The organism is Saccharopolyspora karakumensis, from assembly GCF_004349225.1.
In the GTDB taxonomy this organism is placed as follows: Bacteria; Actinomycetota; Actinomycetes; order Mycobacteriales; family Pseudonocardiaceae; genus Saccharopolyspora; species Saccharopolyspora endophytica.
This window is the reverse complement of sequence record NZ_SMLA01000065.1, coordinates 18,866-32,885: the sequence shown is the minus strand read 5'-3', so window position 1 is coordinate 32,885 and position 14,020 is coordinate 18,866. Positions and strand designations below refer to the sequence as shown.

Genomic DNA, 14,020 nt, shown 5'->3' with positions numbered 1-14,020 from the left:
ACCTGCTCACGGCGTTGATCGAGGTGTCCGAGGACGAGGACCGGCTCAGCGAGGGCGAGCTGATCTCGATGGTGTTCCTGCTGCTGGTGGCCGGTCACGAGACGACGGTGAACCTGATCGGCAACGGCATCCTGGCGCTGCTGACCAACCCGGACCAGTTCGCCGCGCTGCGCGCGAACCCGGACCTGGTGGACGGCGCGGTGGAGGAGATGCTGCGCTTCGACGGCCCGCTCATGCACACCACCTTCCGCTTCACCACCGAGCCGATCACGATCGGCGGGATCGAGATCCCCGCGGGCGAATTCGTCTGGGCGGGACTGGCCGCCGCCAACCGCGACCCGGAGCGCTTCGTGGACGCCGACTCGTTCGACATCTCCCGGGACGCCCAGGGGCACCTGGCCTTCGGGCACGGCATCCACTTCTGCCTCGGCGCTCCGCTGGCCCGGATGGAGGCGCAGATCGCGCTGCGCGGTCTGATCGCGCACTTCCCGGACCTGACGCTGGCCACCTCGCCGGAGGAGCTCGGCCGCCGGAACTCCAGCCTCATCCACGGGCTCCGCGCGCTCCCGGTCCGCCCGGCTTCTCGTCCGTGAGGAGGAGGTGGGGCTCGTCCCCACGTGCCTACGGTGGGCCGATGCTCACCTCGTGGCGTCCCGACCAGCGGCTGGCGCTCGACGGCGTCGCGGCCGTGCTCGTGCTCGTCCTCGCTGCCGGCGCGTCGCTGAGCGCGCTGCGCGGCGCGGCACCGTGGCTGTGGATCGCCACGGTGATCGCGCTCATCGGGCTCGCGGTGTGCGTGGCGCTGCGCAGGATCCGGCCGTTCGCGACGCTGCCGGTGGCCAGCGCCTGCATGCTCGCGCTGGTCGTCCTGCCGGACCTGCCCTGTGGCGTTCCGCCGGTGCTGCTGCCCTTCACCGCCATCTACCCCGTGCTGCTGTACTCGGTGATCGCCTACACCGACCACCAGGTGCTTCCCGTGGCCTGCGGGCTGATCGGATCGGCGCTGGTGGTGGTCCGGACGGTGGTGAGCTTCCCGGGTGCCGGGGCGCCGCCGGTCGTGCTCGGGGCCGTCGCGGTCGCCTCGGTGCTCTCGGCGTGGGTGCTCGGGCGGTACCGGCGGATCCGGGTGTCCTACGTGCGCGCGATGGAGGAGAACGCCGAGCGCGCCGTGCAGCTGCGGCAGGAGCAGGTGCGCGCGGCGATCGCGGCGGAGCGGCGGTTGATCGCCCGAGAGATCCACGACGTGGCGGCGCACTCGCTGGCGGTGGTGCTCACCCAGGCCGACACCGCGCGCGTGCTGTTCGACCGCGATCCCGAACGCTCGCGCGCGATGCTCGCGACCGCGCTGGAGGTGGGCCGTGACGCGATGCAGGAGATGCGCGGGATGCTCGGAGTCCTGCGTTCGGGTGACGACCCGGTGAGTGGGGACCAGGACCGCGATCTCGGCTCGCTGATCGGTTCCTTCCGCGAGGCCGGGGCGGACGTGGAGCTGCGCAGCTCCGGGACCAGGCACGATCTCGGAACCGCCGAGCGGCACGCGGTGTACCGGGTGGTACAGGAGTCGGTCACCAACGCTCTCAAGCACGTCGGACCGGAGGTGAGGTGCCGGATCTTCCTGGACTGGGAACCGCAGCGGCTTACCGTGATCGTGACGGACGACGGCCCCGGGACCGCCGACGACCTCACCGCGCGCGGTGGGTTCGGCCTGGTCGGGATGGCCGAGCGGATGCGGCAGATCGGAGGGCGATTCGTGGTGCGCAGCGAGCCCGGTGCGGGCACGACCGTGCGGGCCGAGTTCGATTGGGGGGAGCGGTGACCGCGATCCGCGTCGTCGTCGCCGACGACCAGGAGCTGATCCGCTCCGCTCTCGGGATCGTGCTCGGCCTGCACGAGGATGTCGAGGTCGTGGCCGAGGTGGATTCGGGTGCGGCGGCGGTGGAGGCCTGCCGCAGGCACCGGGTCGACGTGGTGCTGATGGACATCCGGATGCCCGGGATGGACGGCATCGCCGCGACCGAGCTGATCACCGCCGAGCAGCCGGAGACCCGGGTGCTGATCCTGACGACCTTCGACCTGGACGAGAACCTCTTCGCCGCGCTGCGGGCCGGCGCGGGCGGTTTCCTCACCAAGGACACGCCGGGGGAGGAGGTCGCGGCCGCCGTGCGGGAGGTCCACAAGGGACATTCGATCGTCTCGCCGCGCGCCACCCGAACCCTGCTGGAGGTGGCCCGTCGGGCCGCGCCGCGCGGTCCGGACCCGCGCTGGGAGTCGCTGACCGGACGGGAGCGGGACGTGCTCGCGGCCCTGGCCCGCGGGTCGTCCAACGCCGAGATCGGCGCCGAGCTGCACCTGGCGGAGACGACGGTGAAGACCCACGTCGCGGCGATCCTGCGCAAGCTGGACGTCCGCGACCGGCTGCACGCGGTCATCTGGGCCTACGACAACGGCGTCGTCTGAGGGCTCGTTCCTGGATCGTCCGCGGGGTCTCCGAAATCTCCTCCTCGAGGAGGAGAAGGTCTCTTCACCGCGGTGGAGGTCGCGCGCCGCCGGAATCACGACCATTGTCGGTATGACTGAACAACGAAATGTCGCACGAGGTTTCGTCCTCGTCGGTGGTGCTCTGCTGGTGCTGGTCGCGTCGGTGTGCGCGATCACGGGTGCGGTCAGCCCGATGGCCGACCCGTCCGACTTCTTCGCCTCGGCCTTGACCCTGCTGCCGCAGCCGGCCGCGAACCTGGTGGTCGCGGTGATCGGTGCGGTGACCGCGGCGACCGCGCTGGTGTCCTCGGGCCGTGCTGCCGTCCCGCTGCGGGCGGCGTCGATCGTCGGACTGCTGGTGCTGCTCGGTCCGGGCGTGCTGTCCGCTGTCGGCTACTTACCGTTCCTCCTCGTCTCGGCGCTGGCGGGAGATCCGGAGCCGCTGCGGAAGTACCTGTCGGTGGCCCTGGTGCTCCAGCTGGTCGTCGTCGCGCTCGTCGTGACGATGCTGTGGACGTGGATCGAGCGGGGGGTGCGCGGTGGTCGAGCGGCGTCGTCGGGCCGAGGACGGCTGTGGACGTGGATCGCCATCGCCGTGCCGCTCGCGTACGCCGTGAGCCGGGTGCTGATGGCGATCGGGTTCCCCGGCCTGTCGATGGAGAACTCCAGCGCCGCGGGCGGTCTCGGCCTCGCAGCGGCCGCTGCGGGCGGTGCTGTCCTGACCTGGGGGCTGATCTGCCCGTGGGGTGAGCGCTTCCCGCGCTGGGTGGTCGGGCTGGCAGGCAGGCCGGTGCCGGTGCGGATGGCGGTGCTGCCCGCGCTCTTCGTCGCCGTGCTGGTGATGGCGGGCAGCAGGCTGCTGGTGCTGCAGGCGCTCGCCGACAACCCCGGGATCCCGAACCACCCGCTGGTCTGGCTGCCGATCGCGCTGTGGCCGCTGTGGTCGGTCGCGCTCGCCGCCGCGGCGATGCACTACCGGTTCCGCCGGGCGCGGTCGCGGTGGAGGTCGTCCGATGAACGTCCTCGCAAGGCCGCGCCCGGCGGCCGGATCAGCGCAGCGCGATGATCGTGTACGGGCCGACGTCGCGCTTGACGAAGGCCGGGGAGTCGAAGAGCTCGCGGTCGAAGTAGACGTGGTAGTCGCGCACGTTCGGGTTCTGCGGGAACGCATCGCCCTTGAGCTGCAGGGCGAGGTCGCCCTCGTGCTCCGGCGGGGGCTCCACCTCGGAGTAGCGGCTCTGCGGGTTGTCGAGGATGAACGCGTTGGGGTTCTTGAACTTCGAGCCGCGCAGCATCCGCAGCAGCTCCTCGCTGCTGCCGGCCTTGGCCCAGCGCTCGATCTCGGCAGCCCGGTCGTCGTAGTCGGCCAGCGGGTTGGCGTAGTGCGGCGTCTCCTGCTGGAAACCCCAGTACGGCTGGAAGGACATGAGCTTGTAGTCGGTGCTCAGCAGCACGTTCTGGTCGGGCTCGCGACCCGTGAGCGCGGCGACCGCGCGGATCTCGTCGTCGAACCAGGAACCGCGCTGGCCGGGATCCTTGTTGCCCTTGGCGTTGTCACCGGTCGGGTAGTAGTCGGTGTAGGCCTGCTCGGTGTAGCCGAGGAGCTTGTCGCTGATCGCCTCCTGGGTGACGCTCACCGCGCCGATCAGGCCGAGCGCGCAGGCGACGAGGCTGATCTGCACCGCGTACCGCGGGTCGATCCTGCGCCGCAGGTAGCCGATGAGCTCCAGCAGGCCGAGCACGCCGGCGACCGCGAGCGTCAGTTCCAGGACGACGTTGAGCCGGAACGCCAGCAGCGTCGTCTTGGCCAGCAGGGCGAGCGTGGACAGCGCGAACCAGCCGTAGATCGCCAGCACGATCGCCAGCATCGACGCGGCGATCTCGCTGTGGCGGCAGCGCAACAGCAACCACACGAAGCCCGCCAGGCACAGACCGCCGAACGCGGTCGCCTCGGTCATCGGCACCGGAAGGAACGCGCCGTCCTCGGGCAGGTAGTGCTGCGCGGCGCTGCGCGGGTTGTTGAGCAGGAAGCCGGTGGACAGCAGGTAGGGCAGCCACACCAGCAGGGCGATCACGAGGCTGACCACGCCGATCGGCAGCAGCCGCAGGAACAGCTGCTTGACCACCGGTCCCGCGCCCGCGCCCTGGCGGACCCGCTGCACGCCGGTGATCAGCGCCATCAGCATGATCATCGCGACGGCGAAGCCGAAGTGCAGCGTGTAGGTGATCGCGGCGAAACCGACGTAACCGCCGATGCAGATCAGCGTCCAGCGCGGCTCGCCCTCGGGCGTCCGCAGCGCGCGCCAGGCCAGCACCGCCACCGGCAGCAGCCACGCGGCCGACGGCCAGGCGTAGGGCTCCACGATGCCGTGCAGCATGCCCGACAGCGCGGTCACGACGGCGGCCAGCAGCGCGAGCCGGCGACGCAGCACCACGCTCCAGAGCGTGAACGCCACGACGGCGGTCACCGCGACCCAGCACAGCGCGTAGAGCTTGTAGGCGGCCCAGCCCTCCCAGCCCAGGAGGTTGGCGAAGCGTCCGCCGAGCCAGAACCAGCCGCTCGGGTAGTAGGGGGCGGTCTCCGCGTAGTTCATGTCGGCCAGGCCCAGCGTCGAGGCCATGCGCGTCATCAGCTGCATGCGGAAGCCGTTGTCGGTGGACGATCCGCCGTAGTAGAAGCGCGTGGACTGCAGGGGGATGGCCAGCGACAACGTGCTGAAGGCGGTCAGCGCGACCCAGGTCGCGGCGAGCTTGCCCCAGCGGCCGATGCGCGTGGCGCGGTATCCGAACGCCAGCAGCGCGAACAGGGCTGCCAGGACGAGTCCGCTGCTGAGCATCGTCAGCGCCTCGGGCGCGTAGCTGGGTTCGCTGATGCTCAGCCGCGCGGCGGCGAACTGCAGCACCAGGCTCACCACTGCGGCGACCGCGGAACCGGCGACCAGTTCGGCTACGGTGTTGCGCAGCGGGAGCCGGACGGCCGAGTTCTGCCGCGGCTCGTCGATCGGGCTCGGTCCGGTCAACTGGGGAGACGGCAGGATTCCCACCACTTCACTCGTCCTTCGGCGTAGCCGACATGAGGGCTCGCGCAGAATAGTTGATGTGGGCCCCTCGCCCGCCCATCGGGTGACCGGGAGGGGCGCGAGGAAACGCTATGGTGACCGGAAAATTTCGCAAGCCGGGCCGGTGGCGGCGAACGCGAGGAGGAGGTCGGCGGGTGTCCGACAGCCCAGTGGACGATCCGGGCACGACACGTGCTCTCCCGGAGCGGGTCGAGCCCCAGGAGGCCGCGCTGCTCTCGGCCCTGACGCCACCCCGCCCGAAGGTGGTGGTCAAGGCCGACCTGCTGCCGGCGATCAGCGCGATCTCGCTGATCGCGTTGCTGGGGTTGCCGATGGGCTGGTTGTGGTCGCGGCTGGCGCCTCCGCAGGAGAGCGTGCTGGGGCGCGGTGGCACCGTGAGCCCGATGCTGGTGGAGAGCTACCACGAGTTCGACGGCATTGCGATCTTCACGCTGCTGGCCTTCGCCGCCGGTCTGCTCACCGCCGCGGTGCTGTGGCGGATCCGCGGAAGGCGCGGCCCGGTCCTGCTCATCGGCGGTGTGCTGGGCTCGCTCGTGGCGTCCTGGCTGGGGATTCAGATGGGCGGTTCGCTCGCGGCCGGGCTCTACCCCATGCCGTCGAACCCGCAGCTCGGCGACCTGATCCCGGTGGCCCCGGAGGTCACCACGATGTGGGTGCTTGTCGCCATGCCGCTGGCGCTCTCGCTCGGCTACGGCATCGCGACGTCCTGGAACGGCTTCGACGACCTCGGGCGACGCTTGCGATAGGTCGGTCCTGGTCCGAACTGACCGGATGAACGGACCCGGGGGCGGTTCGGACCAGAACCGCCCTTGCGCCCGTCACCGCGGACGCAACGAGCCGCCGATCGCGTTCAGCGTCTCCGGGGTGACCGCGCCCGGAACGCCCTGGTCGGCTGCGGCGACGAAGACCACCGAACTCCTGCCGTCGTTGTTGGTGGCCACGGTCGTGACCGCGACCGAGCTAGCGTCGCAGCCCGCCGGGGCGGGCAGGGTGACCCGGGCGTTGATGCGCGTGGCGGGGAGCCCACCGCTGAGCCGCAGCTGCACGGGCGGGGACTGCTCGACGAGCGGGGCGACGCCGTCGCGGGTGAACGCGTGGCCGATGAACGTGCCGATGGCCTCGCCGGCGACGGCGGTGTTGTCCGGACCGAGCCGCGCGCTGGCGCCCGCCATCGCGCGGAAGCTGTTGTCGTCTCCTGGGCAGAAACCCAGTTGCCGGTGCGACACACCGGTGAGCGTGACCGCGTCCTCCGGCGGTCCGACGGCGTGCACGTTCTCCGGGTGCGGGTCGACCTCCCAGTCCCGCGGCACGTCGTAGACGGCTTGGCGCTTGGGCACGGCGACCACCTGCCACCCGGCCACCACGGGCTCCGCCGAGGTCGTGGGCAGCGGGGCGGGCGGCTGCGATTCCGCCTCCTGGCTGCGCAGGCCGACCACCAGCACCGCCGCCATCGCGCCGATCAGCACGACGGCACCGAGCGCGAGGGCGAAGATCAGCCACCCGCGCTTCTTCCTGCGTGGCGACTGCGGCTGCTGGAAGGCGTCGAAGCCCCGGTACTGCCGTTGCGGCTCCCAGTGGCCACCAGGTGAGGACATGCGCCGATCCTAGATCGGGCGGACCCCCTACCGACCCCTGCTAGTTCAGGCTGGGCTGCTGGGCGAACTCGGCCAGCGGCGCCGGAACCGCGCGCAGCTCGCGCAGGAACTCGGCCTCCCGCAGCAGCAGCTTGCGCACGTTGCGCAGCCGGATCAGCGGATCGGTCTCCTCCAGCAGCGTCTGGCGGTCCTCGGTGGTCAGCACGCAGTCGTCGGCCAGCAGGTACGACAGGCCGGCGGAGTCGGAGTCCTCGCCGGGGACTTCGCGGGGTGCGCTGCGCATGCCCGAGGCGTGGTAGCGCTGGTGGGCGTCGCGCGCCCCCGCGGTGAGCCGTTCTCGGCGACCGGGAGTGTCGGGATCCGGTTCGGTGTCGGGCAGCCACTGCACGTGTGCCACCAGGTAGGGCGCGGACTCGCGGTCGATCTGCAGCAGCCGGAAGCGCCGCTCGCCGAAGGCGGTGACGTCGTAGCGCCCGCCGGGCAGCTGCCGGGCCTCGTCGAGCACCGCCGTGCAGCCGACGTCGTACAACGAGTCGACGTTGTCCTCGCCGACCTCCCATCCCTGCCGGATGGTGACCACGCCGAACCGGCGGTCGGGCACGGCTTCGTTGAGCAGGTCCTGCACGAGGTCGCGGTAGCGCGGCTCGAAGATGTTCAACGGAAGGTGCCCGCCCGGGAGCAGCACGGACCCCAGCGGGAACAGCGGCAACGTGTCCAACACGCCTCCCAAACTACTTCGATCGACGCAACGAGGCTGCTCCAAGTGAAACAGGCGATGTTCAGGCCGGGGGACGGAACACCGCGAAAGGGTCGGTCACCTGCAGGTCTCGCGAGGTGAAGCGGAACAGCGCGGGCGGTCTGCCGCCGGAGCGCCCGGCGGGCACGGTGCGACCGGTGGGTTCCAGGACGCCTCGCCGGGACAGCACGCGCTGCAGGTTCGTCGCGGCGACCTGGTAGCCCAGCGCGGCGGAGTAGATCCCGCGCAGCTCGGAGACGGTGAACTCGGCCGGCGCCAGGGCGAACCCGATGTTGGTGTAGGAGAGCTTGGCGCGCAGCCGGTCTCGTGCGGCGAGCACGATCTCCTCGTGGTCGAAGGCCGTCGCGGGCAGGTCGTCGACCGGGAACCAGCGGGTGTCGGCGGGCACCTCGGGGTCGACGTCGGCGGGCACCAGGCACAGGAACGCGGTGGCGATCACCCGCCGGTCCGGCACCCGGACGGGGGCGCTGAACACCGAGAGCTGCTCGACGTGGGAGAGCTTGTGCACGTCGACCTTCTCGGCGAGCTGCCGCCGGATCGACGCCTCGACGTCCTCGTCGGCGGCCAGCCAGCCCCGGGGGAGCGACCAGCGGTGCAGCGCGGGCTCTTTGGCGCGCTGCCACAGCATCACCTGGAGTCGTTCGTCGCGGATCTGCAGGACCCCGGCGAGAACTTCGTGAGCTGCGTCTCTGCCATCCGCGTTTGTCCCGATGTTACGATGTGGCACGTTTTCGATTATAAGGCGAAAACCTCGGGGTCGTTGATCCGGGGTGAGTTGCGGGGTCTCCGGCGCGTCTCGGAGCCCCGGCGAGGAGGACGAGATGGCGACTGCGACGTGGCAGCGGACCGATGCCGGCTACACCGGTGTCGAAGCCGATGCCGCCTGGGCCGAGGAGGTCCGGCGGTTGGCCGAGGAGCGCGACGCCGTGCTGCTGGCGCACAACTACCAGCTGCCCGAGATCCAGGACGTCGCCCACCACACCGGTGACTCGCTGGCGCTGAGCCGCATCGCGGCCAACAGCGATGCGAGCACGATCGTCTTCTGCGGCGTGCACTTCATGGCCGAGACCGCCAAGATCCTCGGCCCGGAGAAGACGGTGATGATCCCCGACGAGCGGGCGGGCTGCTCGCTGGCCGACTCGATCACCGCCGAGCAGCTGCGCGCGTGGAAGGCCGAGCACCCGGGCGCGGTCGTCGTCTCCTACGTCAACACCACCGCGGAGGTGAAGGCCGAGACCGACATCTGCTGCACCTCCTCCAACGCGGTCGACGTGGTGCGCTCGATCCCGGAGGACCGCGAGGTGCTGTTCTGCCCGGACCAGTTCCTGGGCGCGCACGTCAAGCGCGAGACGGGCCGGGAGAACCTGCACATCTGGGCCGGTGAGTGCCACGTGCACGCCGGGATCAACGGGCCGGAGCTGGCCGAGCGCGCCGCCGCCTCGCCGGAGGCGGACCTGTTCATCCACCCCGAGTGCGGCTGCGCGACCTCCGCGCTCTACCTCGCGGGCGAGGGCACCGTGGAGCCGGAGCGGGTGAAGATCCTGTCCACCGGCGACATGCTCACCGCCGCGCGGGACACCGGCGCGCGCTCGGTGCTGGTGGCCACCGAGGTCGGCATGCTGCACCAGCTGCGGAAGGCCGCTCCGGAGATCGACTTCCGCGCGGTCAACGACCGGGCCTCCTGCCGCTACATGAAGATGATCACCCCGGCGGCCCTCCTGCGCTGCCTGCGCGAGGGCGCCGACGAGGTGCACGTGCCCACCGACGTCGCCGATCGCGCGCGGGCCTCGGTGGAGCGGATGATCGCCATCGGCAAGCCAGGCGGTGGCGAGTGACCTGGGAAGCCGGTGCCGACCTGCTGGTCGTCGGCACCGGTGTGGCCGGGCTGACCGCCGCGCTGCGCGCCCGCGAAGCGGGTCTGCGCGTGCTGGTGCTGAGCAAGGACTCGGTCGCGGCCGGCAACACCGGCTGGGCGCAGGGCGGCATCGCCGTGGTGCGGCCGGACGAGCTCGACCCGGGCGACAGCCTGCACAAGCACGTCGAGGACACGCTGACCGCGGGTGTCGGGCTGTGCTCGCCGCAGGCGGTGCGCGACATCCTCGCCGACGGCGCGCAGGCCATCGGCCGGTTGCGCGCGGCGGGGGCGGAGTTCGACGCCGTCGACGGCGCGCTGGCCCGCACCCGCGAGGGCGGGCACCAGGCGTTCCGCGTCATCCACGCAGGTGGGGACGCCACCGGCGCCGAGGTGCAGCGAGCGCTGGTGTCGGCCGTGCGCGGTGGCGGGATCCCGGTGCTGGAGCAGCACTGCGTGGTCGAGCTGCTGCGCGGCGAGGGCGGCGCGATCGCCGGGGCGCTGGCGATGGACTCCGAGAGCCGTCCCGGTGTGCTGCGCGCGCCCGCGGTGCTGCTGGCCACCGGCGGTCTCGGTCAGCTCTACGCCGCGACGACCAACCCCGACGTGTCCACTGCGGACGGTGTGGCGCTGGCGCTGCGCGCCGGGGCGGGAGTGGCGGACCTGGAGTTCGTGCAGTTCCACCCGACCGTGCTCTACGCCGAGGGCGAGGCGCGCGGACGTCGTCCGCTGGTCACCGAGGCGGTGCGCGGTGAAGGTGCGGTGCTGCTGGACGTGCGCGGCGACCGGGTGATGGACGGGGTGCACCCGCTGGGCGACCTGGCGCCGCGCGACGTGGTGTCGGCGGCGATCACCCGCCGCGCGGCCGAGACCGGTGCCGGGCACGTCTTCCTGGACGCCACCGGGATCGCCGGTTTCGCCGAGCGGTTCCCGACCGTGCACGCCTCGTGCCGGGAGGCGGGGATCGATCCGGCGGCCGAGCCGATCCCGGTGGCCAGCGCGGCGCACTACTCGTGCGGCGGCGTGGTGTCCGATGTGGATGGTCGTACCGCGGTGACCGGACTGTACGTGGTGGGCGAGGTGGCCTGCACGGGCCTGCACGGCGCGAACCGGCTGGCCTCCAACAGCCTGCTGGAAGGGCTGGTCGTGGGCGGGCGAGCGGCCTCGGCCGTGGCCAAGGACCTCGGGTGCGGCCTGCTGTCGCGCACGCCGGTGGGCGAGGTCGAGCCGCCCGCGTTCGCGGTCGTCGAGCGAGACCTGCTGCAGCGCACCATGAGCACGCACGCGGGCATCGGCCGCAGCGAGGACGGGATGGCCGAGGCGTGCTCGGTGCTGGACCGCGCCTCCGTGGTCCGTCCACTGCGGACGCGTCAGGCGGTCGAGGACGCGTCGCTGACGCTGACCGCGCAGGCCCTGCTGGCGGCGGCCAGGCTCCGCGCGGAATCGCGCGGTTGCCACCGCCGCACCGACTTCCCGGACACCGACGACCTGCGCTGGCGGCGCAGCACGGTGCTCCGGCTGGACGCCTCGGGGTGGTTGATCCACGCCGAGACCGGAATTGCGAGGACAGCGGCATGACTTTCGACTTCGACGGCGCCCGCGAGATCGTCCGCACCGCTCTGGCCGAGGACCTGCGCTACGGGCCGGACGCCACCACCGAGGCCACCGTCGCGGAGGACGCGGTCGCCGACGCGGGCTTCAACACCCGCACAGCCGGTGTGCTGGCGGGGCTCCCGGTGACGCGCCTGGTGCTCGACGAGGTGCTGGGCGCCGATGCCTACCAGGTGCTCGACGAACGCGCCGACGGCGATCGGCTCGCTCCCGGTGACTGCGCGCTGCGGGTGAAGGCGCCGGTCCGGGGCCTGCTCACCGCCGAGCGCACCGCGCTCAACCTGCTGACCCACCTCTCCGGCATCGCCACGGCGACCTCGGCGTGGGTGGACGCGGTGGCCGGCACGGGATGCAAGATCCGGGACAGCCGCAAGACCCTCCCCGGCCTGCGCGACCTGCAGAAGTACGCGGTCCGCTGCGGTGGCGGCGTCAACCACCGCATGGGCCTGGGCGACGCGATCCTGATCAAGGACAACCACGTGGTGGCCGCGGGTTCCCCGGCCGCTGCCGTCCGGGCCTGCCGCGCGCACGCCCCGGACCTCCCGATGGAGGTCGAGGTCGGTGACCTCGCCGAGCTCGAAGAGGTCCTGGCGGAGAACGTCTCCCTGGTCCTGCTGGACAACTTCACCCCGGACCAGTGCGCCGAAGCGGTGGCGCGCACCCGGGCGCTCTCGCCGGGCACGGAGCTGGAGGCCTCCGGCGGTCTGACCCTCGACGTGGCGGCGGCCTACGCCGGAACCGGCGTCCACTACCTCGCGGTGGGAGCCCTGACCCACTCCTCCCCGTCCCTGGACCTCGGCCTGGACATGTGACCCGAGAACAGCATCGCCCTCCCAGGCCTCGCATTCACCCGGCTGCGCAGTCCCGTTCGAACTTCGCGCGAAAGTCGTATTCCTCTGGTCGGGAGGCGTGTGGGGGCGGTGGGGTCGTTCGCGTTCCGGCATGATCGGGTGGGTGGAACGAGAGGTGCGCGTGGTGGATTCGGCGTTGTTGGGCGGTGCTTCGGCGGCGCGGCGGCCGACCGGTCCGGTGGTGGGACTGCTGGTGGTGGTCGTGTGCCTGCTGGTCGGGCCCGCGGTGGTGACGCTGGCGCTGCTGCCGGTGTTCGGGGTTTCCGCGCTGGCCCTGGTGGGCGGGCCCATGGGGATCGGGACCCAGCTGGTGCTGCTGTTCAGCTTCCTCGGGGCGAGCGGTTTGCTCGCGCTCTGGGTGGTGGTCAAGGAGCGGCGTCCGCTGGCGAGCCTCGGGTTCTTCCCGGCTTCCCGGATCGGCGCCCACCTGGTGTTCGGCGCGGGTGCGGCGGTCGTGCTGCTGGCGGTGCCCGTGGTGGTGAACCTGGTCGGCGGGCAGTACCTGGTCGGGCCGGTGCGGTTCGCGCAGGTCGGGGCGGTGCTGCTGGCGCTGGTGGGGTTCGCCGTGCAGGCGTGCACCGAGGAGGTCGTCAGCCGCGGCTACCTGCTGCAGACCGCCTACCGCAGGTGGGGGCTCACGGCGGCGATCATCTTCCAGGCGCTGGTCTTCGCGCTGCTGCACGGAGCCAACTTCGACGTCGGAGTGCTGCCGCTGGTCAACGTCCTGCTGATCGGTCTGACGCTGGGGCTGTGGGCCGTGGCCGAGGGTTCGCTGTGGGGCGTGTGCGCCTTCCACGTCGTGTGGAACTGGTGCCAGGGCAACGTGGCGGGGATCCAGGTGTCCGGGATGGACGTCCAGGCCACGCTGCTGAGCCTCGACCCCGAGCCGGGAACCGCTGAACTGCTCACCGGCGGCGGCTTCGGAGTCGAGGGCAGCATCATCACCACGGCCGTCCTGCTCATCTCGACGGCGCTGGCGTTCCGGGCGGTTCAGAAACGCCGGTTGGTGAGCACCGGAACGGCCTGACGGGCTCCTTCGACCGCGTCCGGGTCGACGTCGACGATCTCGACGCCGGGTTCGGCGCCGAGCTGCGCGTGGACCAGGCCGAGGGGAGTGGCGACGAGGCTGTGGCCGATGCCGGTGGGGGCCTTGCCGGAGGGTTCGCGGCCGATGCTGCGCGGGTCCGCCTGGCCGCAGGCCACGACCCACGAGGTCGAGTCGAGCGCGCGGGCGCGCACCAGCAGCTCCCACTGCTCGCGCCTGCCCTCGCCGGAACCCCACGACGCCGGGGTGACGATCACGGACGCGCCCTCGTCGGCGAGCTCCTGGAACAGCCCGGGGAACCGGACGTCGTAGCAGGTGGTGAAGCCGATGCCGACGCCGTCGAGGGTGACCACGACCGTCTCCGCGCCGGGGGCGACGGTGTTGGACTCGGCGAAGCCGAACGCGTCGAAGAGGTGGATCTTGTCGTAGGAGGCCTCCACGCCGCGACCGGTGATCAGCAGCGTGTTGGTGACCCGTCCGTCGTCGGCGGGGGTGAACATGCCCGCGACCACGGCGATGCCGGCTTCCCGAGCGAGGCGGCGGACCTCGGTGGCCCACGGGCCGTCCAGCGGCTCGGCCAGCGGTGCGAGCTTCACGCCGAAGCAGGCCATCGTCGCTTCGGGGAACACCGCGAGGTCGGCGCCTTCCTCGGCGGCCCGGCGGATCCCGTCGGCGACCAGTTCCAGGTTGGCCTTCGGGTCGGGGCCCGACACGATCTGGCACAACGCGATTCGCATAGCCACCACCATCC

The 14,020-nt window shown here is 71.8% G+C and carries 14 protein-coding genes; 9 read left to right on the top strand and 5 right to left on the bottom strand.

The window, feature by feature from the left end; translation table 11 throughout:
* The 4 genes from E1202_RS27440 to E1202_RS27425 form a co-directional block, all read left to right on the top strand.
* The coding region (locus E1202_RS27440; protein WP_132686222.1) for a cytochrome P450 at nucleotides 1-593 on the top strand (593 nt) is incomplete at its 5' end.
* A gap of 41 nt (nucleotides 594-634) precedes the next feature.
* Nucleotides 635-1,816 carry a sensor histidine kinase gene (locus E1202_RS27435; RefSeq protein WP_132686221.1) on the top strand — a complete coding sequence of 394 codons (1,182 nt, stop codon included), beginning with the start codon at nucleotides 635-637 and terminating at the stop codon, nucleotides 1,814-1,816.
* Nucleotides 1,813-2,457, top strand: coding sequence for a response regulator transcription factor (locus E1202_RS27430; RefSeq protein ID WP_132686220.1), 645 nt, complete (start codon nucleotides 1,813-1,815; stop codon nucleotides 2,455-2,457). Before E1202_RS27435 ends, E1202_RS27430 begins: the two co-directional genes overlap by 4 nt.
* 112 nt (nucleotides 2,458-2,569) lie before the next feature.
* Nucleotides 2,570-3,544 (top strand): hypothetical protein, encoded by a 975-nt coding sequence (locus E1202_RS27425; RefSeq protein WP_132686219.1) that lies wholly within the window; start codon nucleotides 2,570-2,572, stop codon nucleotides 3,542-3,544.
* On the opposite strand, the gene E1202_RS27420 is transcribed toward E1202_RS27425, so the two are convergent.
* Nucleotides 3,528-5,498, bottom strand: coding sequence for an arabinofuranosyltransferase (locus tag E1202_RS27420; RefSeq protein WP_207918942.1), 1,971 nt, complete (start codon nucleotides 5,496-5,498; stop codon nucleotides 3,528-3,530). The genes E1202_RS27425 and E1202_RS27420 overlap by 17 nt on opposite strands.
* Before the next feature lie 194 nt (nucleotides 5,499-5,692).
* Here E1202_RS27420 and E1202_RS27415 point away from each other — a divergent pair, with 194 nt between their 5' ends.
* Nucleotides 5,693-6,304, top strand: coding sequence for a DUF2567 domain-containing protein (locus E1202_RS27415; protein ID WP_235879057.1), 612 nt, complete (start codon nucleotides 5,693-5,695; stop codon nucleotides 6,302-6,304).
* Nucleotides 6,305-6,376: 72 nt separating this feature from the next.
* Here the strand turns inward: E1202_RS27415 and E1202_RS27410 are convergent, their stop codons facing one another.
* The 3 genes from E1202_RS27410 to E1202_RS27400 form a co-directional block, all read right to left on the bottom strand.
* Nucleotides 6,377-7,153, bottom strand: a complete 777-nt coding sequence (locus tag E1202_RS27410; RefSeq protein WP_132686216.1) for a hypothetical protein — start codon at nucleotides 7,151-7,153, stop codon at nucleotides 6,377-6,379.
* 40 nt (nucleotides 7,154-7,193) lie between these two features.
* Entirely contained in the window at nucleotides 7,194-7,871 is a 678-nt protein-coding gene (locus tag E1202_RS27405; protein WP_132686226.1) for an LON peptidase substrate-binding domain-containing protein, read from the bottom strand.
* Nucleotides 7,872-7,932: 61 nt separating this feature from the next.
* Nucleotides 7,933-8,568: an NUDIX hydrolase gene (locus E1202_RS27400; protein WP_268952385.1), complete on the bottom strand. Its 636-nt coding sequence runs from the start codon at nucleotides 8,566-8,568 to the stop codon at nucleotides 7,933-7,935.
* 163 nt (nucleotides 8,569-8,731) lie between these two features.
* On the opposite strand from E1202_RS27400, the gene nadA reads away from it, so the two are divergent.
* The 4 genes from nadA (at nucleotide 8,732) to E1202_RS27380 (ending at nucleotide 13,251) form a co-directional block, all read left to right on the top strand.
* Nucleotides 8,732-9,745: a quinolinate synthase NadA gene (gene nadA / locus E1202_RS27395; protein WP_132686214.1), complete on the top strand. Its 1,014-nt coding sequence runs from the start codon at nucleotides 8,732-8,734 to the stop codon at nucleotides 9,743-9,745.
* A complete protein-coding gene (locus E1202_RS27390; RefSeq protein ID WP_132686213.1) occupies nucleotides 9,742-11,340 on the top strand; it encodes an L-aspartate oxidase in 1,599 nt (532 codons plus the stop codon). The genes nadA and E1202_RS27390 overlap by 4 nt, the downstream gene beginning before the upstream one ends.
* On the top strand, nucleotides 11,337-12,185 hold the full coding sequence (gene nadC / locus E1202_RS27385) for a carboxylating nicotinate-nucleotide diphosphorylase (RefSeq protein ID WP_132686212.1): 849 nt from the start codon (nucleotides 11,337-11,339) through the stop codon (nucleotides 12,183-12,185). The genes E1202_RS27390 and nadC overlap by 4 nt, the downstream gene beginning before the upstream one ends.
* 142 nt (nucleotides 12,186-12,327) lie before the next feature.
* Nucleotides 12,328-13,251 (top strand): CPBP family intramembrane glutamic endopeptidase, encoded by a 924-nt coding sequence (locus E1202_RS27380; RefSeq protein ID WP_235879056.1) that lies wholly within the window; start codon nucleotides 12,328-12,330, stop codon nucleotides 13,249-13,251.
* Here E1202_RS27380 and E1202_RS27375 read toward each other — a convergent pair.
* Entirely contained in the window at nucleotides 13,215-14,006 is a 792-nt protein-coding gene (locus tag E1202_RS27375) for a carbon-nitrogen hydrolase family protein (RefSeq protein ID WP_132686210.1), read from the bottom strand. The genes E1202_RS27380 and E1202_RS27375 overlap by 37 nt on opposite strands.
* Between the last annotated feature and the right edge of the window lie 14 nt (nucleotides 14,007-14,020).

Coding starts and splice junctions, on each gene's coding strand:
- E1202_RS27425 (WP_132686219.1), top strand. CDS start 2,570: ATGACTGAACAACGAAATGTCGCACGAGGTTTCGTCCTCGTCGGTGGT.
- E1202_RS27375 (WP_132686210.1), bottom strand. CDS start 14,006: ATGCGAATCGCGTTGTGCCAGATCGTGTCGGGCCCCGACCCGAAGGCC.
- nadC (WP_132686212.1), top strand. CDS start 11,337: ATGACTTTCGACTTCGACGGCGCCCGCGAGATCGTCCGCACCGCTCTG.
- E1202_RS27410 (WP_132686216.1), bottom strand. CDS start 7,153: ATGTCCTCACCTGGTGGCCACTGGGAGCCGCAACGGCAGTACCGGGGC.
- E1202_RS27435 (WP_132686221.1), top strand. CDS start 635: ATGCTCACCTCGTGGCGTCCCGACCAGCGGCTGGCGCTCGACGGCGTC.
- nadA (WP_132686214.1), top strand. CDS start 8,732: ATGGCGACTGCGACGTGGCAGCGGACCGATGCCGGCTACACCGGTGTC.